Annotated in this window: 19 protein-coding genes and 4 pseudogenes; 12 read left to right on the top strand and 11 right to left on the bottom strand. The window is 37.4% G+C overall.

Annotated elements, in window-relative coordinates:
* Positions 1-488 precede the first annotated feature (488 nt).
* A pseudogene (locus tag BMF77_RS08825) lies at positions 489-662 on the bottom strand (element excision factor XisI family protein); the annotation flags it as partial.
* A complete protein-coding gene (locus BMF77_RS08820; protein WP_210422319.1) occupies positions 634-831 on the bottom strand; it encodes an element excision factor XisH family protein in 198 nt (65 codons plus the stop codon). The gene BMF77_RS08820 and the pseudogene BMF77_RS08825, both read right to left, overlap by 29 nt.
* Positions 832-1,407: 576 nt before the next feature.
* Here BMF77_RS08820 and BMF77_RS08815 point away from each other — a divergent pair.
* Positions 1,408-2,736: an AAA-like domain-containing protein gene (locus tag BMF77_RS08815; RefSeq protein WP_148762210.1), complete on the top strand. Its 1,329-nt coding sequence runs from the start codon at positions 1,408-1,410 to the stop codon at positions 2,734-2,736.
* 19 nt (positions 2,737-2,755) lie between these two features.
* Here BMF77_RS08815 and BMF77_RS08810 read toward each other — a convergent pair whose 3' ends face one another.
* Together BMF77_RS08810 and BMF77_RS08805 are read right to left on the bottom strand one after the other, a co-directional pair.
* The gene (locus BMF77_RS08810) at positions 2,756-3,820 is read right to left on the bottom strand and encodes a DUF1350 family protein (protein WP_148762208.1); all 1,065 of its coding nucleotides are present in this window, start codon (positions 3,818-3,820) and stop codon (positions 2,756-2,758) included.
* A gap of 214 nt (positions 3,821-4,034) precedes the next feature.
* Positions 4,035-5,207: a hypothetical protein gene (locus tag BMF77_RS08805; RefSeq protein WP_246863097.1), complete on the bottom strand. Its 1,173-nt coding sequence runs from the start codon at positions 5,205-5,207 to the stop codon at positions 4,035-4,037.
* A gap of 191 nt (positions 5,208-5,398) precedes the next feature.
* On the opposite strand from BMF77_RS08805, the pseudogene BMF77_RS08800 reads away from it, so the two are divergent.
* Positions 5,399-5,752, top strand: a pseudogene (locus BMF77_RS08800) (Uma2 family endonuclease); the annotation flags it as partial.
* An 18-nt stretch (positions 5,753-5,770) separates the two neighbouring features.
* Here the strand turns inward: BMF77_RS08800 and BMF77_RS08795 are convergent.
* Both BMF77_RS08795 and ppc read right to left on the bottom strand, forming a co-directional pair.
* A complete protein-coding gene (locus BMF77_RS08795) occupies positions 5,771-6,028 on the bottom strand; it encodes a hypothetical protein (RefSeq protein WP_148762206.1) in 258 nt (85 codons plus the stop codon).
* 76 nt (positions 6,029-6,104) lie between these two features.
* Positions 6,105-9,149 (bottom strand): phosphoenolpyruvate carboxylase, encoded by a 3,045-nt coding sequence (gene ppc, locus BMF77_RS08790; protein WP_148766868.1) that lies wholly within the window; start codon positions 9,147-9,149, stop codon positions 6,105-6,107.
* Positions 9,150-9,618: 469 nt separating this feature from the next.
* On the opposite strand from ppc, the gene BMF77_RS08785 reads away from it, so the two are divergent.
* Positions 9,619-10,080: a DUF4079 domain-containing protein gene (locus BMF77_RS08785; RefSeq protein WP_148762204.1), complete on the top strand. Its 462-nt coding sequence runs from the start codon at positions 9,619-9,621 to the stop codon at positions 10,078-10,080.
* Positions 10,081-10,783: 703 nt separating this feature from the next.
* Here BMF77_RS08785 and BMF77_RS08780 read toward each other — a convergent pair.
* On the bottom strand, positions 10,784-11,200 hold the full coding sequence (locus BMF77_RS08780; protein ID WP_210422318.1) for a hypothetical protein: 417 nt from the start codon (positions 11,198-11,200) through the stop codon (positions 10,784-10,786).
* A 602-nt stretch (positions 11,201-11,802) separates the two neighbouring features.
* Here BMF77_RS08780 and BMF77_RS08775 point away from each other — a divergent pair.
* The 3 genes from BMF77_RS08775 (at position 11,803) to BMF77_RS08765 (ending at position 13,524) form a co-directional block, all read left to right on the top strand.
* Positions 11,803-12,072, top strand: coding sequence for a hypothetical protein (locus tag BMF77_RS08775; RefSeq protein WP_015080880.1), 270 nt, complete (start codon positions 11,803-11,805; stop codon positions 12,070-12,072).
* A complete protein-coding gene (locus BMF77_RS08770) occupies positions 12,062-12,433 on the top strand; it encodes a type II toxin-antitoxin system VapC family toxin (protein ID WP_148762202.1) in 372 nt (123 codons plus the stop codon). The genes BMF77_RS08775 and BMF77_RS08770 overlap by 11 nt, the downstream gene beginning before the upstream one ends.
* 284 nt (positions 12,434-12,717) lie before the next feature.
* Positions 12,718-13,524 carry a hypothetical protein gene (locus BMF77_RS08765; RefSeq protein ID WP_148762200.1) on the top strand — a complete coding sequence of 269 codons (807 nt, stop codon included), beginning with the start codon at positions 12,718-12,720 and terminating at the stop codon, positions 13,522-13,524.
* Between the two features lie 62 nt (positions 13,525-13,586).
* Here the strand turns inward: BMF77_RS08765 and BMF77_RS08760 are convergent, their stop codons facing one another.
* The 3 genes from BMF77_RS08760 to BMF77_RS08750 all read right to left on the bottom strand — a co-directional run bounded on the left by BMF77_RS08760 (position 13,587) and on the right by BMF77_RS08750 (position 15,328).
* A complete protein-coding gene (locus BMF77_RS08760; protein ID WP_246863096.1) occupies positions 13,587-14,165 on the bottom strand; it encodes a DUF5131 family protein in 579 nt (192 codons plus the stop codon).
* A gap of 256 nt (positions 14,166-14,421) precedes the next feature.
* Positions 14,422-14,865, bottom strand: coding sequence for a hypothetical protein (locus tag BMF77_RS08755; RefSeq protein WP_148762198.1), 444 nt, complete (start codon positions 14,863-14,865; stop codon positions 14,422-14,424).
* 211 nt (positions 14,866-15,076) lie between these two features.
* Positions 15,077-15,328 (bottom strand): hypothetical protein, encoded by a 252-nt coding sequence (locus tag BMF77_RS08750; protein WP_148762196.1) that lies wholly within the window; start codon positions 15,326-15,328, stop codon positions 15,077-15,079.
* Between the two features lie 170 nt (positions 15,329-15,498).
* On the opposite strand from BMF77_RS08750, the pseudogene BMF77_RS08745 reads away from it, so the two are divergent.
* From BMF77_RS08745 to BMF77_RS08715, 6 genes and pseudogenes are all read left to right on the top strand, one after another.
* Positions 15,499-16,416, top strand: a pseudogene (locus BMF77_RS08745) (IS630 family transposase); the annotation flags it as partial.
* Positions 16,417-16,608: 192 nt separating this feature from the next.
* Complete coding sequence (locus tag BMF77_RS08740; protein ID WP_210422317.1) at positions 16,609-16,830, top strand: hypothetical protein; 222 nt, start codon at positions 16,609-16,611, stop codon at positions 16,828-16,830.
* 122 nt (positions 16,831-16,952) lie between these two features.
* Positions 16,953-17,717 (top strand): annotated as a pseudogene (locus BMF77_RS28960) (cadmium resistance transporter).
* 79 nt (positions 17,718-17,796) lie between these two features.
* On the top strand, positions 17,797-18,633 hold the full coding sequence (locus BMF77_RS08725) for a sulfite exporter TauE/SafE family protein (protein WP_148762190.1): 837 nt from the start codon (positions 17,797-17,799) through the stop codon (positions 18,631-18,633).
* Positions 18,634-18,635: 2 nt separating this feature from the next.
* Positions 18,636-19,178 (top strand): DUF1634 domain-containing protein, encoded by a 543-nt coding sequence (locus BMF77_RS08720; protein ID WP_148762188.1) that lies wholly within the window; start codon positions 18,636-18,638, stop codon positions 19,176-19,178.
* Positions 19,179-19,307: 129 nt separating this feature from the next.
* Positions 19,308-19,718, top strand: coding sequence for a hypothetical protein (locus BMF77_RS08715; protein ID WP_228039319.1), 411 nt, complete (start codon positions 19,308-19,310; stop codon positions 19,716-19,718).
* A gap of 31 nt (positions 19,719-19,749) precedes the next feature.
* Here the strand turns inward: BMF77_RS08715 and BMF77_RS08710 are convergent, their stop codons facing one another.
* Positions 19,750-20,559, bottom strand: coding sequence for a prohibitin family protein (locus BMF77_RS08710; RefSeq protein WP_148762184.1), 810 nt, complete (start codon positions 20,557-20,559; stop codon positions 19,750-19,752).
* Positions 20,560-20,835: the final 276 nt, after the last annotated feature.

Raw genomic sequence — 20,835 nt, 5'->3', positions numbered from 1 at the left:
TTGTCTTAATACTAAAATTAGTGTAACTGAGCGATCGCATCTATAATACTTTTATTTTAGTGGTAGAAAACTTTATTTGTTGGGTTACGCTATCCCTAACCCACCGAATTTAATCATAAGGTTGGTGCGTTACACTCCGTTAACGCACCCTACAGGATCTTCGGTAACGTCACATCTTATCGTTTTTCTTCCGTTAATATCAGAGATTTTGGAAAAATAGAAACCTTATAAATTCGAGATTGGAGTAAGTAATATTACAATATTAGGTTGATCTATTTGTGAGGAAACAAGCGATCGCACTTATCAACCACGGACAAAAACGTAGGGTGGGTTAGCAACAGCGTAACCCACCGAAAATCAGTAAATAAACACACATAAGGTGCGTTACATTTCATTAACGCACCCTACAATATCAGGCGATCGCCACCCCATACTCCATCTGTAGATTCCTTCCCTAACTACCGTATTTTACCGGAATTCTATATGCTTCAACTAGCAGCAAACTCGGTAAATTTCCGTTTGTATGGAGCTTTAAAACCCAAAACTATATCTTGTTTAGGAACTCCAGCTTCTACTAATTCATTAGCTACTCCGATTTCTGTGCCATCGCGTTCAATCCAAATTTTGCCATCTTTAATTTCTACGTAAATAATACAACCAAACTGCTATTTTTTTACCAGTTTTTTCAGCAGCTAAAATTCTCTCTGCTGTTAAGTCTATGTAAAAATCAATATCCTCAACTTGAATAAATAGATGCTCGTCAGTAATTGTCCATCCATCTTTTGTCAGGGCTGTTTTAACTGTATTATGAAATAAATCTTTAGCTGGCATACATAAATTAAACTTATTTAACCACTGTTAATAGCATAATATCTCAGATGAAAGGTTCAAAAGGCAATTAAAGATTTAGAAACATAAATTATAGTAACAAAACCCAGTTTATACCAAATTAAGTTGATTGATTGGTGAGGAAACAAGGGAAAGGCTATCAACCACGACAAAAACGTAGGGTGCGTTAGCGACAGCGTAACGCACCGAATTTAATCATAAGAGTCGTGCGTTAATGAAATGTAACGAACCCTACAGGATCAGGCGATCGCACTATATGATACTATTAAAATTGAAGTAAGTAGGTAAACAGGAAAATTTAAAGGTATGTAACGGTATGTAAAGTTGTCTCAATGCAATATTCTGATTGAGTTTCAGCCATTTTACAAAACGCAATACCCCTCATTTTTATTTTGTTTACCTACTTAATCCACAACCAAGCTTTTCAAAGGGGTGCTAATTAATAAAATAAGTAGAAAAGCACAAAAAAACAAAATATGTAACAAAAAGTAAAAATTATCAAAACCTATTCCCTATTCCCTTGTCATAAAGACAATTTTTAACGCCAACTTACTTAACATGGATTTAAAATTATATCAGGCAACTGAAATTGCTAACCAAGCTGTTTTGACAAAATTTTATAGATCATTAACTGATGTAGAAATAATTGTCATTAAGGGAGCTTGGGAACGACAAGAATATAGTCAAATAGCGAGCAAACACAATTACACAACCAGTTATCTTAGTCAAGATATTGCACCCAAACTTTGGAAATTATTGACAGAAGCTATAGGAGAGAAAGTTAAAAAAAGTAATTTTAAAGAAGCCCTAAAACGATATTGGGAAAAGCAATGTTGGAATAGGCAATTTACAGATAAATATTACTTACTCAGCCAAGCTAAACACAGCTTACCAAATACAAAATTATATATAGATCGCTATTTTCTCGAATTTATTTGCTATGAAAATCTCTTGCAACCTGGTTCTTTAATTTGGTTAAAAGCACCTAGATTAATGGGCAAAACTTCCTTAATGGAGCGGGTATTACTGAAGTTATCCAAGGAAGACTATCGCATAGTTAGTTTAAGTTTAGATATGGCAGATAAGAAAACTCACTTTGGAAACTTGAATAAATTTCTACGCTGGTTTTGTCTGAATCTCAGTCGAGAACTCAACCTACCCAATCGCTTAGATGACTATTGGGATGAAGAAGGGATGGGTGCTAAAATAAGTTGTACAACTTATTTAGAAACATATTTATTAGCAGCAAATGATAGTCCTTTAGTTTTATATATAGATGATGTAGATGTGCTTTTTTCCTATCCTGAACTTTATGAAGAATTTTTTGGATTGTTGCGTTCTTGGTATGAGAAAGCTAGAAACCGTTCCCACTGGAAAAAACTCCGGTTAGCGATCGCCTATTCTACGGACATTTATATGCACGCAAATACTAATCAATTGCCTTTAAGTATAGGATTAATCATAGAATTACCAGAATTAACTAAAGAGGAAGTTCAGATATTTGCCCAACAATATGGATTAGTACAAGATTCATTTTTAGTAGACCCCTTAATACAATTAGTAGGTGGTCATCCTTATTTGTTAAAATTGGCATTTTCTCACCTCAAAAATTATCCAGATATCACCCTACACAAGTTGTTATCAGAAGCCTCTACGAATGCAGGTATTTATCGTCATTATTTAGGCGAACACTGGTTGAAGTTGCAACAGCAACCAAAACTGATCACAGCATTTCAAACAGTGATTAATTCTCCTCAACCAGTGCGATTGGAAATAATATCAGCTTATCATTTGAAAAATATGGGTTTGGTAAAGCTTACGGGTAATGAAGTCGAGCCGCGTTGTCAACTATATCGGAATTATTTTGGGGATGTAATCAGGAGTTAGATAAATAAACTCTTATTTGCTATTTTTGATGATTAGCTTGCTTATCTTCTAAACGTTGGAATAATTGACTTACAGGAGATTCAAACTCTATATTTCGTTTTTTCATAGACCCAATAGTGGGAATTGGAAAATTGATCACAAAATTGCCCAATTGCATACCCAATGGTCTTAAATGTCCACCTTTTAAATCTTCTCTAAAACCTTCAGGTGGTTTTTTAAACTTATCTTCAAACCATTCACAAGTTGTTGCAGCAAGTTTATCCTTTTTGAACGCAGTTAACCCCATGAGATTAAATAAATCACCTTCTTTAATTAAGGCATAGGTTTCATCTGGGGTTGGTTTGACATTCACACCTAAGCTAATAACTATACCTGCTAAAGGTTGGGGGATAGCACTCTCAAGACCTGTATTTACAGGAGCTAATAGTAAAGAGGGTTGATTCTTAATAAAGATGCTAGTGATTTTAATGTTATCTTGCAATTGGTCGAAATTGGCTTCTCGCTTAATGTAATATTTAATTAATCGTTCAGTCTCTTTACGCTTGATTTCTAAATCACTAATCAGAATTAAGAGGTCTGTAAATATACTTTCGACCTTACCATTAATATTTTCTTGAGAACCTTTTGTATTCGCTGATCTAACTGTTGAATCAATAAATTTCCTCAATTTTTCAACATTATGAGGATATTGAGGATCACTAGGTTCACCAACAACAGGTAAGGCACTAAAGGCTTCCAAAAGCGCAATATATTTACAACCAATACTATGACCTAGCCAGGAAAAGTTTTGGTCACTCAAATAGGGTTCATATTCATAGCCAGCAAATATTGCTCTTCTGACAAGTTCTGGCATAATTTCATACTGTTCTCTGATTAAAAAGCCAGCCTCAGCATAATGGTCAAACGTAAAATTGAATGGTAAAATTACAATCGTATAACCATCATTAAATAATCGTTGAAGTAGAGAACGATAAAAAAGCATTGGCCAAAATGTGCCAAAAAAAGCCCCACCAACAAATTGAATTACTCCTTGGGGTTTTGGGTGTAGAGCTACCCAGCTATGGGAAACAGGTTGAAATTTCATGATTTAACTTATACCTCTGATATTTTGTCAAAAAGCAACTGTATTTTAAATCAAAGTGTGCGGATGATCACCCTGCTCTCAACAAAAAAGCGATCGCTCTTATTGCGTAGGGTGGGTTAAGCTGTTGCTAACCCACCGTTTTTAGTTATAGGGATGGTGCATCACACTTTATTAACGCACCCTACAATCTCGGAGATCGCACTTTTCAGACAGTTTATCTGGTCGTATATGTTATTGTTCCAGCCCCGTCAACAAAAGTGCCTGCATTGAGATAAGCAAAATAGTCTTTCCCGTTTCGGATAAAAGCTTCTTCAGGGCGGCCAAATTGTTCTCGCCGAAAGCCGGCATTAAAGCCAAATCGCTCAGTAGATTTACCAGAAACCCAAATCAGTCTCTCAAAATTTCCATCAGTGAATGAAATGTTAGGTGTTTCAGTGTATTTACTCAAGTAGTTAAATTCTGCGCTCAGAACGTTGATTGTTTCCTGTCCCTTACCTTTAAGCAATAAGGGATTATAGGTAAAAGACCCTTTAAATTGTTTACCTTTCAACGAACCAGAAATCACATTTACAAGAAAATCAACATTACGGATAACAGTGTCCTCCTTCAGAGTCTTTCTTGCATTGACAAGATAGATGAAATTGCCAGTTCTAGGAAAGTATTGAAATGGTGCTTGACGTGCTGGCTGTTGTAATTGACGTGGAAGTAAAGGGAAGATTTGTTGGAAATCAGTTGTAACTTTTTCAGTAGCGCCTGAAACTAAGAAACAAGCTGAGTTGGTTTTTTTCTTGCCAGTAGCTTGGTCATAGAAAAGTTGTGAAAATGCCTTGATGGTCAAATTATCTGAAGGAGAAACATAGACCAAGTATCCGTTTGCATCTAATTCATTAGCCTTTGATTCTGCTGCTCCTACATTATCAAAAAAAGCAATTGCAGTTTCTTCAATCTTCAGAGGGCATTGACTTGAAGGTTTTCCAGCTACTACAGTGTATATTCTGCCGTTCAAGGGAGCGTCAATAGTGAAAAGTGTGTTAGTTCCAGGAGTTACAGCACTTGCAGCTTGGAAATCAAACCAACCTTCAGTAAATGAGCCATTAGTTCCGTTGTTCTTTCGACCCTGTTCGAGCATTGGTTGATAAGCCGCTGGAAAATCGCTTAAATTTTCAGGCAACATCGCACTTAGGTCAGGATTAGGTATAGCTACATCATATTTCAAGATATTCCCATACACGTTCACTCCTTCTGCCTGTTGTTCTGGAGTGACGTAAAGGGTGGTTATCCCACGAGATGCGGGCTGAGGAGCTTGTTGAGCTAAAGCAGGATTTACCCCACCTAGACACACAACAAAGCTAAGGATAGCAGCCAAAAAGGAAGTTAACTTTCTCATAAATTACCCAAAATGTTATCTGTTTCTGAAGTTCTTTCCTGGAAGTGGTTTTTCCCACACCCTTGGATGATACCTACTTTGGTAATTCAAGAATTCAGGTAAATTCAGGACTTTTATCGCTGATAATTCAGGTAAATTCAGGTAAATTCAAACACCCTCTAAATTATTGTTATAATTTGTTCATTGTCATTTACGGCATTTATGAAGTTAGTAAAGCCAGCGTGGAAGTATATCATCTCATGGAGGGACAATATCATTTATTGCCACCAAATAAACGAGGTCATTATCCGATTACACCTATGGGAGTAGAATTAGGTATTTGGCAAGGGACATATCAAAATATGGAGTTACCTTGGCTACGTTGGTGGGATTTAGATGGTAATTTGTTACTTGATGGTCATGAAACAGCCGAAAATGAACGCCAACGGGCTGAAAATGAACGCCAACGGGCTGAAAATGAACGCCAACGGGCTGAAAGTGAAAAAGAAAAAAGCGATCGCCTCATCGCCCAATTACGCGCTTTAGGAGTAGAACCAGAACTGTAAAAAAACCCATATCTCCAACTACCAATCGCTATATTTGCGTGTAATCAACCCACCCACAAACGCTCCTAAAATTGTCCCTGTCCACAGTCCCGCAGTGCTTCCTTGCCAACTTGCACCCGGAGTCACTAAAGCATTGCACATTTGTTTAAATCCCCAAGCCTGGTTTTGACATTTTTGGCTATGTTGCATTACGGTGATTTGTCCAGCTATTAAAGCAGTAAAAAAACCGGAAGAAAGTGCCAAAAAGGTACAAATAAGAATGCGTTTTTTGATCATATTTTTGTTTCGCGCAAAGGCGCAAAGGAGCAAAGGCGCAAAGGAAGAAATTACGCCTTTTGCTTTTTGGTTTTTATCAGCCTGTATTTCTCATGCCGGCAGCAATTCCGTTGATGGTTAATAATGCTCCTCGGAGTAATTCTCCTTTGCTATAACGAGAGTGAATTACTCCGGTTGTGGGGGCATTTTTTGATTGACGAAGGCGTTTTAATAGGGAAACTTGAATAAATCCTAAAGGCACAATTGTTCCATTTCTTAATTGTACAGAACGTTGCAATACTGGATCACCATCTAATAGTTTTTGGTGTCCGGTGATTTTTAAGACTAAATCTCTTGTAAGAAAGAATTCGCTGGAAATTTGGGCAAAAACTGTCTCAAATCGAGGTTTGTCTTCAGGGTTAGACAATTCATCAACATAGTGACGTGCCATTTCCATGTCTACTTTTGCTAATGTCATTTCGGCTTTAGAAATCACCATTTTAAAGAATGGCCATTTGAGGTAAAAATAGCGAAGTAATTTCAAATGTTGTTCTGGTTCTGCGTCCAAAAATTCTTGTAAGGCTGTACCAATTCCATACCAAGAAGGTAATAAAAACCGGGTTTGTGTCCAACTAAATACCCAAGGAATCGCTCGCAGACTACTTAAATCTTTTTTACCAGATGGACGACGGGCTGGACGAGAACTAATTTGCAATTGGCTGATTTCTTCAATGGGGGTGACTTGGTGGAAGAAGTCAATGAAATCAGGTTGTTCGTAAATTAGGTTACGATAGTGCTGACGCGACGCATAAGATAACTCTTCCATGATCTCATTCCAAGGTTCAATGTCATCAAACCCTGTTCCTAGTAAACTGGCTTGAATTACGGCTGTGGTGATGGTTTCTAGGTGATACAAAGCCAAATCTAACAAGGAATATTTAGAAGCTAAGACTTCCCCTTGTTCGGTAATTTTAATCCGGCCACTAATACTGTGACCTGGTTGGGCTAAAATCGCTTCATGAGCAGGACCGCCACCACGTCCCACAGAACCGCCTCGTCCGTGAAAAATCCGCAGATTTACACCGTAACTTTCGGCGATTTTCTGAAGTGATTTTTGAGCTTTATGAATTTCCCAGTTACTGCTTAAAAAACCAGAATCTTTATTACTATCGGAATAGCCCAACATTACTTCTTGTAAGTTAGGATTTAGAGTAGAAATAGATGGAGGTGCTTGTTTTTCACTGAGCGAAGTCGAAGCTTTTGCACTGAGCGAAGTCGAAGTGTTAATTGCGGCGTAACCTCCAGCCAGCATTGCCCGATATAAAGGCAATTCAAACAGTTCCCGCATTACGCCTCTAGAACGTTGTAAATCTTCTACTGTTTCAAACAGAGGAACGATACGAATTGTCCCCACTGCAACTACAGGATCAAATAAACTCGATTCTTTAGCTAAGAGTAAAACTTCTAGTACGTCGCTGACTTCGCGGCACATACTAATAATATAAGTTTGACAGATTTTAATGCCAAATTCTTGTTGTAGCGATCGCAAAATTCGGAAAGTTTCAATTACATCATTGGTTTTTTCTGAAAATGGTAATTCAGCGGGAATCAATGGCCGACGAGTTTGCAATTCTGAAGTTAACCAAGCAATTCTCTGTTCTTCTGATAATTCGTTGTAGGACTGGGGTAAAAGTTGCAAATATTCGAGAATCTCATTGATAGCATCAGCATGACGAGATGATTCTTGACGAATATCTAATTGGGTCAGATTAAAGTCAAATATTTCCACTTGACAAATCAAGTTTTCCAATTCTCGACAACTTAAACCTGTTTCCGTTAAATTGCGTTGAATTAACAACAATTCTGTTAAAAATTCCGCACCCGTTCTGTACATAGGTGCATCTTCATTGTTTGGCGTTTCCCGATTATATAAAGCCAAATTGCGATCGCGGGTATTTTCTAAACGCTGGAGAATGTAAGATAATTTTAGACGATAAGGTTCTTGGCGAAAACGCAACGCCAAGTCATCATACACCCCACTTAACTGTGATTGATCCAACTCCAAAGACTCTAGCAAATCTGGTAGTACATCACTCCAGTGCATAGATACACTCAATAAAGACACTAACTCTTTAACTGACTTAATATACCGCTCTAACACCATTTTTCGTTGATAACAAGCGGTTTTCCACGTTACCTCCGGTGTCACCGAAGGATTACCATCTCGGTCTGAACCTACCCAAGAACCAAAAGAGCAAAAATTTGTCGTTGGTGGTTGTAACCAAGGAAAAGTTTCTCCCAAAGAATATTTGAAGCGTTTGTATAGTTGCGTAATACCATCAAACAACACTTCCTGAAAGTAGTGAAGAGCATAATCTACTTCATCCAAAACCGTTGGTTTAAACTGATGCAATTCGTCAGTGCGCCACCAGAGGCGAATTTCTTCCAGTAATCTTTCCTTCACCTCCAAGGTTTCCCAAGGATAGCTACTAGCACGATTTTGGGCTTCATCTAGTTTTTGCAAAAGATGAACCACCTGACGCTGTTTATCCCGGATAGTATGACGGACAATTTCCGTCGGGTGTGCAGTGAAAACTAAGCGGATATCCAGTTGGGAAATCAGGCGTTGAATTTGTTGGGGTGGGACATTCAACTTAAATAACAGGGGAAATAAAGCCGCAAAAGTTCCTTTTTGGGGAGTTTCTGCTGTCATTAAGTCGCTACCTATTTCTTTCGTAACAGGTAATTCTTCATCTCGTTGATTAGTGGAATAAATTATACTGGGGAAAATTTCCTCATCAGTTTCCCCAGTATAGCGATTTAATTGCTGCTTTTGCTCGTATTCCTGCTCAATAATATTAATCAACTGAAAGTACAACGCAAAGGCACGCGCCGCACGAATTGCTTCATTGATATTCAATTGTTCAATCAATTCTACAGCAGAGGCAGCTAGGTCATTTGTGGCTTGTCCTTCTGGGGAACATAAATCCCGCAGTTGACGCAAAAGATCCACCATTTCTTGACCGCATTCTTGACGCAGCACCGACTCCCACAATTCCTCTACTACCTGTAAACGATGACGCAAGAATAATTCCGAGTGTAGCACTGGAAAATCAATATGTTCAGCTTTCATAGTTTTCATCATACTCTCAAGATACTCAAAACATCTAACCTACCTTTTTTGAGCATCCAATATCAAGCTGTTAGCTTTTGTTTAGGAGCTACTCACAGGTGACTTATCTTACTTTTAACTGCTTTTGATTCGTTTTTAGGAGGAAGAGGCAATTAAAATCAACCACTTCACCAAATGCCTACTGGCCATTTTAGGATAAAGTTCGCCTTCACTCAAGAACAAACAGGAGAAAAGCGAGCGCAGGGAATGGGAACGGAGTTAAAAGTCTTTTGGTGTATGGGTTTTTAGGTATTTTTTTGGTCATAAATGGCTAAGGCCACGCTACGCTATCAGGATAGCCAGGATTTGAGGATATACAGGATTGTGATTTATAATTTTTTTGTGAATGTTTATGGGAATTTCTATTTTGTCAGAATCAGGATATCCAGGATGTATCCTGTTAAGCTCAATAGGTAACTTTCCTGCACTGAACTATTTTATGCACCTACCCTCCTTTCTATGGTTATGGAAAATAGCCGCTTGGTCAATGGGATTATCTTTACTAGCCTATTTATTTTTAGCCATAACTGGTATTTGGATGTTACGGGTCAGAACCACTGGAGAAGCACCTTTAGGGGTTGTACTACCTTGGCAACGTCCTCAAATGCGATCGCTCCATTATATAATCGGCATCACGATGGTTAGCCTAGTATTACTACTTTTAGCTGTTGGCATTGTGGGTACATTAGGACACTTTGGTTCATTAGGACATTCACCACATTTATTAGCTGGATTAATAGTAGTAATATTAGTTTTAGTATCCGCATTCAGTGCCACTCAAATTAGTACCATAAAGCCTTGGGCTAGACCATTACATCTTAGTTGTAATCTCTGCTTATTACTAGGATTTGCCTGGGTATCTCTCAGTGGTTGGACTGTGGTGCAAAAGTATTTGCCTTAATTCTCAGTTTCCACCATGCTTATGTTATGTCTGGGAAATTGTGCAGACCACACACAAATAATTTATCCTGTAAATCCTGATTCAGCCCTTGACAAAATTTTCAGTTTCGATTACACTTATGTTACAGGTGGAAAAGTGTGCGCCCATATATAGGGTTTTTATTTATCAAATCATTTATGTCTGAATCAGGATATCCAGGATTTAAGGATTTTCAGGATGTGATGGAAAGATTGTTTTTGAGGAAGTGGTGATTTTTGGAAGTTGGGATATTTTAAAGATGTTGTTTTATGCTCTTCTTTAGATAGTTAGTTTACAGCATTTTCGCAATTACCAATTACCCATCCTGAAAATCCTTAAATCCTAATATGGCTTGCGCCACGCTACGCTATCAGACAAAATCATCTCCAAAATCCCCATAAACAATCATTAAACAACATCCTAAAAAATCCCAACTTTCCACAAACAATCATCCAACAACATCCTATAAATCCTTTAATCGGTGAAAATCCTGATATGGCTTGCGCCACGCTACGCTATCAGACATGAATTGTCTTCGATCGCTTCCCTTGAGTTTTTTGGCTGTTTTTATGTACAGATATTTTAGGTTCTCTGTTAGTTCAATGATAGATTTTGGACGCATTAGGTTAGCTGCACACTGAAATTATCTTCTCTCATTATAGGATCAATCATTCTGTGGAGTTCTCTAATCTGATTTCCAGGTGGTTTCGGTTGTAGGAGTTTTCCCCTTGCGGTTGTAGTAATCAGCCTCAAACTTCTCAATCCATAATTTAGCGTTGTCAGTGGTATTTTCAGTAATTGCTAATTCCTTGACAAGATATTCAGACCACTCAAATTTCCCTTGGGCCAATAAACCTCCAACTTTCTTGGCTTCTGATTCAGCAAATTGTAACCCAGCAGGATTGGCGTAAATCCCCAAAGATAAAAGCTGTTGGTAAGGTGGCTTGTCTATTCCTGGTTTTGGCGGAAATGTGGCACGAAGTGAGAGGCGATAGCGAAGCGCTGCTGCAAGCAGTTCGCCCCGCTGATAAACCACTACACCGATATTGCCGGCTTTTAATCTTGCGTTAACCTCGTCTAATGTCCACTTCTTGCTGTTCATTGATCTAAAGTTGATCTATTATTCTGTCATTTTCCACTAAATTCTAAAGTGTTGCGGCACAATGGAGAAATATCAAAAGGTTAATATAACAGAGCATTGAAACGACAAAACCCCTGATTTCTCAAGGGTTTCACTAGGGACAGCAGTTGGATTTGAACCTACGACCTTCCGATTACAAGGCAGAATTTATTTATCTAAAACCCAGTGTTAGTAATGGTTTTGACTACATCTAAAATAATTGATCTAATTTTGAGCTACCCTATTAATGCTGTAATAATTTTTAACAAAGTGTTCCTATTTGTAATGCCCACTAATCCTACACTACCCGTTTTAACAACATGGACACTATTTACACCCAATTTCTCGGATAATAATTATCCATCAAAAAATGATAATTTGACACAGGTTCTCCACTTAAATTAAGAGAGTTTGATCTTATTTTTTTCAAAATGAGAATTGCTGCTCGGAAGGAGTTAGCATTGATGGAGGATTTGATTCCGTTGTTGCACAAGCTGGCGCAGGGGCGAGAAATTTCGGGGTTGGGGGCGTATGAGCAGTAATATAGATATCGTCGGTACTAGACAAACGACATAAAAACAGCTATGAACCCTATTTTGCAACAAATTCAACACCATGCTGCCGCTCTACCGATATCATCGCAAGCGGAGTTACTGAATTATGCTGTTTATTTAGAACAAAAAGCACGAGAAAAAACGCCTATCACTTTAAACCAAGTAAGGCGCGAAGGTTTGGCGCAAGCATTGGCGCAGGCGGTGGCGTTAAATCCTTTTGCAGAAATTACTGATCCAGTTGTTTGGCAGCGTGAACAACGCCAAGATCGCAATTTGTTCGGGAGAGACGATGCTGATTGATAGTAATTTGATTATTTATGCCACTCAGCCGCCATATACGCAGTTGCGTAGCTGGTTGGTGAATTATGCCACGCATTATTCTGCGATTAGTCGTTTGGAAACATTGGGCTACCATCGTTTAAGTGAGGCTGAAAAACAGGCCATCATGGCGATTTTAGATAACTTGGATGTTTTGATGATCAATAAAGTTACGCTGGAAATTGCGGTGGCTTTGCGCCAACAGCGAAAAATGTCCGTAGGTGATGCCCTAATTGCTGCAACCTGTTTAGATTCTGATCTACCGTTAGCAACGGCAAATATAAAAGATTTTGAGTGGATAGAGGGTTTGGTGATCCACAATCCATTGGAGTTAGGGAGTTAGCATTTTATGGATGATTTGATGGCGCAGGGGCGGGACATTTCGGGGTTGTTTACAAAAGAGGCTGTTTTGGATTGGGAAACACAGCATGGGGGTGAGCTATGAGTGTGCCTAAGTTGCGCTTTCCTGAGTTTTAGAATACGGGGGAGTGGGAAATGTTCGCGGCGATTCTCAGGTCGCGCTAGTTACGCTATCACTCGGTATTTTAGATAGATGCACCGATGGAAGAAATAGTCAAATTTTAGGAGGTATAATTAAATCTAGATATTCTCTTTTAAATAAAAAAAATGACTGAATTTGATTTCATAGCATCTATGCCGGGTTTTATTTCCCTGGTTGATCTAAATTGTAGATACTTGAGAGTCAACAACAATTTATCTACTTTATTTAAAGATAGCGTTGAAGGTAAAATAGCAGGTGACAAATGCTATGAACAAGCTAGAGAAATAAAAAAATTGATTAATTCCCCAGTGGGAACAGAGACAAATTGGGAATATCATCATGATGATATATGCTTGGCAGTTTCTAGCAAACGTTGTGAAAATTTTATCATTAACCAAGCAATTGATATTACTGACAGAAAAAGCTTAGAGCAAAAGCTTTCTGCATTAGCTAAACGACAAGATGCCTTACTAAAAGCTATTCCTGAAGCGGCTGAGTCTGGTTCTAGCAGACGCTCTAGTGAAGAATTAAAAACGCTTGTTAAGTTATTAACTCAACGTCCGATAATTGAGAAAGAATCTACTGAATCTCTGATAAAATTAGAGGTGGAGTTAAGAGAAAATACTGCTAAAATCCAAAATATTGAAAAACTTCTTTTTTGGGATGATACCTCGCTTTTGGGACGAATTAAAGAGCTTGAAATTCACCAGAATAATGATAATGTGAACTGGCACGAAATTGAAACAAGCAAAAAAAATATAGAGAAATTATCTCAAATTGCTGGCATTATTGTTAATATTCCAGGTGGAGGAAGAACAATATTTGTAACATTAATCATAGTTAATATTCTAACTACCTTTTTTGTAGATATTGCTGCAAGGGTGGTAGACATCCATGAAATAATTCCAATAGTTAGAGATGCAAAGCCTTAAAATAATTTGTAATTCGTAATTAAACCCCAAAATTACGAATTACGAATTAGTAATTAAAAATGTTATTGATTTACCAATGGAAACTCCCTAATTTGTAAATCTTCTGGAAATTCAGATAAAATTCCACCTTTTTTATCGCTGATTTTATAGGGTTGGTTATTCAATATCGGTTTAGCACCAAGTTGTTTGATAAATGGAGCAATGTTGACTTTTTGGCATTGATTCAGGAGCGATAGCGAAGCGCTGCTGCAAGCAGTTCGCAAATGTTCAAGATAAGTAGTTCTAGCATTTGTCCCTGACTCTCCCCCTAATATGACCCAATGTAGTCTGGGAGCGCATTGATCACAAATTGCCGCACCACATACAGGATAAGCATCAACACCGTATAGTTGACTTTTTTCCTTTCCGCAACCATCACAGATACCTGCACCAATGAACTCGCTTAACCATTCTGATAAATCAATGTCTTCCAGAACCGGTTCACAACTGAGAAACCGAATCTTCGCAGGGGTTTTGAGCAGATAATAAACGTCTTCAGCGTCTTTCTGTGTGCAAACTGAATACCCCAACCATAGATGATCAAATGGTAACTTGAGTTCCGTTTCCTCTAAGAATCTGCAACGCCAATTACAGGTGATCAAGATTTGTTGATTCTTTATCCTTATCGGGGAATATTACCAATTTTAAGTTCGTCGGATTTTGTTAGGGATGATGTTTACTGTTTACTGAAAAGTACCTTTAAAATTTTAACTTTTAGATGAATAGATATGTAAATTAGCAATAGTAGGATATGTTAGCGTAACGCATAATAATTACAAACTAATCATAATTAAAAGTAAAAAGGTGCGTTAAGTAACGCACTCTACGAAAGCGGCGATCGCACCAATAAGATTACGATTAGGGCAGAACAAATTCTATCTGTCCTTGATATTCACTTTCAGCAGATGAAACTGACGATTCGGCTGACTCTCTTGATAAGGAATCATACGTCATCTTTGCTAGTTTTACCTCAACACACTCTTCTTGTATGGCATTCATTGACACATTGAGTAAATATTCGACAGAAACTTGCCTATAACCTGAAGAAATCGCTGTTTTAAGCGTTTGTTTTACGGAACTTTTACTAGCATCCTTGGCACATCCAATTAATCTTTCTTTGGCAATATTTATAATTTCATCTGTATTGTTATCGACGCTTTTAACAACATTATCTACATTATTATCGACGCTTTTAGCAACATCATCCGCATTATTATCGACGCTGCGAACAACATCATCTACATACTTGCCAGCCCCTCTACACCCTGACAGAGAAATGATCAGAGAAGGTAAGATAAGCATCAATGTGATTAATTTATTTATGTTCATTTTACTAGTTGATATTACGATTTTAGAAAGGCTCTGTGGGATAAGAACATAAGAATCTTTATTATGAAAACATAAACTTTGATATTATTAAGTGCCGAAGCATTGGCTATTTTAGCCTCAGCACTTTTAAAATACCTAACAAGGTTAGCCAAAGTAGAAATCATAGACAAAGAAAAGATTGTGACTATACATCTAAATCATTGTCGTCACTATCATCATCTGAGCTATCTCCTTTAATGGCTTTGGTAACTAGACCAATACTTAAGCCAACTGCCCCCTGTCCAAGATTCTTAACCCCATTTTCAATAAGTTCTTCATCTTCAGAGACCAGTCCTACAACCGCTTGTCCCGCTCCATAAATAACCTTGACCGAATTTTTGATGACCCGAAAACCTAAGTCACCAATAAGTTCTGCACCTTGACTAAATAAGCTCATAAAAATACTCCATTAATTCTATTGACGAGTTGACAACAAACACAAAAATTAATTCAAGCAAAGCAAGTTAATCGTTTAGTTACTGACGCTCTAAGTAAGTCGGCGCAAAGAAACCAAACTATGTAAAGATAAGTAAATACGGAAAATAAATCTAGTGAGGTGATTAAAATATGGGTGCTCGTTTAAGGGTATTTTTAACTCGTGAGCAAGATAAAACCCTGTTGAACCTAAGAACAAGGGATTTGCCGCAAAAAGTCAAAGATAAAGCCGAGGTAATTAGGTTAAATTCACATGGTTGGTATGTAGAAAAAATAGCTGCTCATTTTGACTGGACTCCTCAAACAATCAGAGAAATCTTACATAAATGGGAAAAACAGGGTATAGAAGGACTTTGGGAACTACCTGGTCGAGGGTGTAAACCAAAGTATGGTGAAGAAGACATAGTATTTTTGGAAGAATGCCTAAAAAAAGAACCACGAACATATAACAGTGTTCAATTAGCTCAAAAATTAGAAAGCGAACGCCAAATTCAATTGAGTCCCGACAGATTAAGACGGGTACTCAAAAAAAAGGGGGTCATTTGGAAACGAGCTAGAAAGAGTCACAAAGGAAAACAAGACCCCAAAAACAGAGAAATTAAGCAAGCAGACTTAGAGATGTTGACACTATCTGCGGCGGCTGGAGAAATAGACTTGAAATATTTGGATGAATCAGGGTTCTGTATGTGGAGCGAACCAAGTTATACATATTATCAGCGAGGTGAGCAAAAACATTTAGAACAAACAAAGCGTCGTGGACGGAGATTAAGCATTATTGGGCTGATTCAACATGAGGTTAGCTTTGTTTACGGTTTAGTTATTGGTGGTGTTAATCGCAAATCTTATATCCAAATGATGGAACAAGAAGCGCAAGAAGCCGAAAAAAACGGACGAATAAGAGTGATAGTGCAGGATAACGGTCCAATACACCGATGTAAGGAAGTGCAACAGTTATGGTCAAAATGGGAGAGTCAGAACTTATATATCTTCTTTCTGCCCAAATATTGCTCGGAAATGAATCCAATTGAATTGGAATGGCAGCATCTCAAAAAAGATGAACTATCGGGACAAATGTTTGAGGACGAGTTAGACCTTGCTTATGCCGTAATGAATGGGGTTAAAGCCAGGGGAGAAAAAGGACAATACAGTACAGAACGTATTAAATTTAACGAACATACTTCTTCTTAACTTTTCGTTACATAGTTATAAACTTTTCCGCCGACCTACTTAGCTGTGGCGTTCATGATGATCCCAGTTATCGGTAGTGTGGGGATTCCTGGTAGTAGCCTATTTCCCATGCCAGAAGCTCCTTATAATACCTTTCCTTATTTGTTCTTGTTGTATCTTTTTGCTACTTGCGGTTGGTTTTTTATCAAAAAACAACGTTCTCCCCATTTAGCAGCAGGAATCATTCAAAGAGTTGATGATATTCATGCTCGATTCGCAGAAAGAAATAACTATTAAGTGGTGGTAATGGGTAATAGGTGATTGGTAATTGGGAAGTATCAACATCAATCCTTACTCAACATCTCTTGATCATCAAAAATTCAAAATCTAAAATCTAAAATCCACAATCTAAAATCGCTATGAGTATAGTAACTGCAATTAGTACCGGAGCAATGGCTTTTAGTGCCACAAATATTGATGATTTAGTCATTTTGACCTTGTTTTTTTCTCAAGTAAATGCTAAGTTTCGCCGCTGGCATATTATTATCGGTCAGTATCTAGGTTTCACCGCTTTAATTTTGGCTAGCCTGCCTGGTTTTTTTGGCGGATTAATTTTACCCCGTCCCTGGATTGGTTTATTTGGCTTAAGTAGGTCGGCGTTAAAAAATCAATCTATGTAACGAAATATAAATTAACGAATACCTTATAAATAGGGTGTTTCACGGTTTTTACAAAACTAAACATATATCGATTTTATTGGGCCGACTTACTTAGTCCCAATTATCATTGGCATTAAGACTTTAATGAATCGAGAAACAGATGAATTAGAGGACGCAGAGACAGAAACAAAAATTTCTCAGGAATCGCCAATAGCGAGATTTTTCAATTTGCAAACTTATAGTGTTGCGGCTGTCACATTTGCCAATGGAACGGATAATATTAGTATTTATGTGCCGATATTCGCCAGCAGTAATTGGCAAAGTCTACTAGTAATTTTGGGTGTTTTCTTTTCATTAGTGGGGATGTTGTGTTATGTAGCATATAAGTTAACTCGCAATCAAGCGATCGCTGATATCTTTACTAAATATGGAAATCGTTTTATGCCCTTTATCTTAATCGGATTAGGTACTTTTATCTTCCTTGATAGTCATAGTTTTAGTCTCCTCAATCTTCTGCATAGATAAATGAAGTTTTTTGTTTACATCCTGCTGACAACAATTATCTAGGCATCATAAATATAGACTAAAAAAAGGGGAATTCAAATTGAGCATATTAGCATTTTCTTTACTGGTTTGGTTGGGATCATTTAGTGCCGGCTTAGTCGGAGCATTAACTGGGTTAGGTGGTGGAGTCGTCATAGTTCCGTTATTAACTTCCGTCTTTGGTGTTGATATTCGCTATGCCGTTGGAGCATCATTAGTATCAGTTATTGCTACATCATTAGGTTCAGCTTCTACATACATTAAAAAAGGCTACGCTAATCTGCGCTTGGGGATGTTTCTGGAGGTGGCCACCACCATTGGCGCTCTTATTGGGGCTTTAATTGCCACTCATGTAACCGTAAAAATACTTTCGTTGATTTTGGCAATTGTGCTAATTTATTCAGCATATCTGTCTCAACGCCCCAGACCAGAACAAACAGAAATTGTTGCACCAGATCCCTTAGCAGAATATCTCCAGCTTAATGGGACTTATCCCACTTCTGATGGTGTAATCCCTTACCAAGTTCATGCTTTACCTGCTGGGTTCAGTATTATGTTAGTAGCAGGAGTGCTGTCTGGTCTGTTGGGAATTGGTTCGGGAGCATTCAAGGTATTGGCTATGGATCAAGCCATGCGTCTCCCTTTTAAAGTTTCTACTACCACCAGCAATTTTATGATTGGTGTCACAGCCGCAGCTTCAGCAGGTGTTTATTTAACACAGGGATATATAGATCCAGGTTTATCTATGCCGGTGATGTTGGGAGTGTTACCAGGTGCTTTTTTAGGAGCGAGAATTTTAATCGGTGCTAAAACCCAAATTCTCAGAATTATCTTCAGTTTTGTATTGGTAGTAATGGCGTTAAAAATGGTCTATAACAGTCTAATAGGAGGGCTGTAATTATGTATAAATTAAATTCTGGTTTTCGCTGGACTTGCACAACACAGATAGAAAGAAAAGTTGGAGCTTTCACTTTTGAATTAGAGGAGCAAGATTCTGATATTCGAGAGTTAGAAAAACACCATCTTAAAAATCATGATGATGAAAATTTAAGTAATCAAAAACTTACAAAATCAGCCAGTGAAAAACAATTAGAATTTTTACTTAGTAACCTCCTCAAGTATGGAGTTTTAATCGCTAGTTCTATAGTATTATTTGGGGGTATACTATATTTAATTCATCATGGCTCTGAACCTGCTGAATATCAAATATTTCGAGGCACACCATCTGAGTTTCATTCCCCAATAGGTGTAGTAAATTCGGTTTTGGCAGGTAGCCGCCGGGGAATTATTCAGTTAGGGCTGTTAATACTCATTGCTATCCCTATTTTGCGGGTGATCATTTCTTTCTGCACTTTTCTTCTACAGCGAAATTTTATCTATGTCGTCATTACATCATTAGTGCTTGCTAGTCTAACTTATAGCCTGGTTGGCGCATATTACTAATATTTTCTACAACTCGTGACTATTTCTCAATGTTGGACATTTTCTCGTTTTCTAAGTTAAACTACACTAAGACGATAGAATTAGTGTAGTTTCATGATCAACATCCAAGTAGAAAGTCCAAAAGTTACCATGAATAGCGAAAACACACAAATCTCTTTAGCGCAGCCAAGCATGAATATTTGGAAGAAACTCAGAGGTGGATTCTTGTTAGTGTTGGGATACTTGCTTTCTCCTCTATGTTGGTGGAATGATTTATTATTTAATCTACCCATTGCTTACTTTTTTGGGTATTTATGTAGTTTATTATCGCCAAAATTACTTTTCCCTTGTACTATTCTTGGCTACTGGCTATCAAATATTATAGGTATCCTGTTGATGCAATATGGTTCAGTAGATATGTTTCAACAAGAAAGCAAAGAACGTAATTTGAAAAAAGAGTTATTTAACAGTCTCATTTCTTCAACCGCATATACATTAGTGATTGTACTTTTAATTCAATTGAAGATCATTGATACTCCTATTTTATTTACTAATGGGTAATTGATAAAATTACTTCCATATCCCAGATAAGTTAATTTTCACTAGCTGTAATTAACTCCTGAATATTCCAAAGGTTCGGGCTATCTTTACCCATAATTAGCGGTAGTTTTCCATTCCATTTTTCTATCGCTTGCCTTTGTAATAATTCGGGTGTTAAACTCTCTCTGAGTAAGCTTTGAACTTCTGCTTCTCCTTTGGCTAAATTAACTTTTACTTCTGCTTCCTTTACTGCTTTTAAGGCAATAAATTCAGCCCGCTTTGCTTCCTGTGCCGCAATTTGTTTTGATTCTACTGCTGCTCTGAATTTGTCAGAAAAGCGAATATGAACTACAGAAATATCATCAACTTTTATATTATAATTTCCCAATCTTGCCGTTAGGGCTTGATCTAACTCTCTCTTAACATCCCCGCGTTTTGTAATTACTTCCTCAGCAGTATATTGGGCAATCACTGCCTTTAATACTTCTTCAATAGCTGGATTTATAATAGATTGAATAACCTGATTTTCATCACCAATTTGTTGAAATATTCTATTAACTTTATCTGGTAAGAAATGCCAATTAAGAGCTACATCCGTAAAAACATTCTGTAAATCTTTAGAAGCTGCTTCAGTTGATATTTCCTGCTTTTGAATTCTGATGCTTAATTTTTTGATTGTATTAACTACAGGGATAATTAAGTGAATACCTTCTCCTAATATCTGTGTTTGGACTTGACCAAATTTCATCAGTACACCACGTTCACCAGCATTAACTATCACACAAGGTGTGAGCAAAATAGTGAGTAAACATAGTAAAGCAGTTAATTTACCAGCATTATTTAGCGGATTATATTTTTTCATCCCTAATTTCCATAACTAAGAGAATTTTGATTAGTGAGATAGAATTTTATGCAGTTATATAGAACTTACCAGAATCTCTGGCTAATTAGCAATTACAATAGCTTGTTTTTACACAAATAGACGGTGTAGAAAATATTGAATTTGATCAAAAAAAACAGTATTGGTTTTGGAGAAACAAATGGACAAAAAAAAGGCTAGGTATTACCCTAGCCAAAAATCCACATCAACCGCAAACTGTTATTGCTACTTTTAACCAACCAGTTACCGCTAATTAAA

It is taken from the genome of Dolichospermum sp. UHCC 0315A, assembly GCF_008121535.1.
GTDB classification, from domain to species: domain Bacteria; phylum Cyanobacteriota; class Cyanobacteriia; order Cyanobacteriales; family Nostocaceae; genus Dolichospermum; species Dolichospermum lemmermannii.
Note: the sequence above shows the minus strand (reverse complement) of the source record. Positions and strands in the feature narration are given on the sequence as shown.

Excerpts from the sequence above, each read along its gene's own strand:
- BMF77_RS08785 (WP_148762204.1), top strand. The coding sequence starts at position 9,619 with ATGCACCTACCCTCCTTTCTATGGTTATGGAAAATAGCCGCTTGGTCA.
- BMF77_RS08780 (WP_210422318.1), bottom strand. The coding sequence starts at position 11,200 with ATGAACAGCAAGAAGTGGACATTAGACGAGGTTAACGCAAGATTAAAA.
- BMF77_RS08750 (WP_148762196.1), bottom strand. The coding sequence starts at position 15,328 with ATGAGCTTATTTAGTCAAGGTGCAGAACTTATTGGTGACTTAGGTTTT.
- BMF77_RS08720 (WP_148762188.1), top strand. The coding sequence starts at position 18,636 with ATGTATAAATTAAATTCTGGTTTTCGCTGGACTTGCACAACACAGATA.
- BMF77_RS08810 (WP_148762208.1), bottom strand. The coding sequence starts at position 3,820 with ATGAAATTTCAACCTGTTTCCCATAGCTGGGTAGCTCTACACCCAAAA.
- BMF77_RS08820 (WP_210422319.1), bottom strand. The coding sequence starts at position 831 with ATGCCAGCTAAAGATTTATTTCATAATACAGTTAAAACAGCCCTGACA.
- BMF77_RS08740 (WP_210422317.1), top strand. The coding sequence starts at position 16,609 with ATGATGATCCCAGTTATCGGTAGTGTGGGGATTCCTGGTAGTAGCCTA.
- BMF77_RS08770 (WP_148762202.1), top strand. The coding sequence starts at position 12,062 with ATGCTGATTGATAGTAATTTGATTATTTATGCCACTCAGCCGCCATAT.
- BMF77_RS08765 (WP_148762200.1), top strand. The coding sequence starts at position 12,718 with ATGACTGAATTTGATTTCATAGCATCTATGCCGGGTTTTATTTCCCTG.
- BMF77_RS08795 (WP_148762206.1), bottom strand. The coding sequence starts at position 6,028 with ATGATCAAAAAACGCATTCTTATTTGTACCTTTTTGGCACTTTCTTCC.
- ppc (WP_148766868.1), bottom strand. The coding sequence starts at position 9,149 with ATGAAAACTATGAAAGCTGAACATATTGATTTTCCAGTGCTACACTCG.
- BMF77_RS08775 (WP_015080880.1), top strand. The coding sequence starts at position 11,803 with ATGAACCCTATTTTGCAACAAATTCAACACCATGCTGCCGCTCTACCG.
- BMF77_RS08755 (WP_148762198.1), bottom strand. The coding sequence starts at position 14,865 with ATGCTTATCTTACCTTCTCTGATCATTTCTCTGTCAGGGTGTAGAGGG.
- BMF77_RS08815 (WP_148762210.1), top strand. The coding sequence starts at position 1,408 with ATGGATTTAAAATTATATCAGGCAACTGAAATTGCTAACCAAGCTGTT.
- BMF77_RS08805 (WP_246863097.1), bottom strand. The coding sequence starts at position 5,207 with ATGAGAAAGTTAACTTCCTTTTTGGCTGCTATCCTTAGCTTTGTTGTG.
- BMF77_RS08710 (WP_148762184.1), bottom strand. The coding sequence starts at position 20,559 with ATGAAAAAATATAATCCGCTAAATAATGCTGGTAAATTAACTGCTTTA.
- BMF77_RS08715 (WP_228039319.1), top strand. The coding sequence starts at position 19,308 with ATGAATAGCGAAAACACACAAATCTCTTTAGCGCAGCCAAGCATGAAT.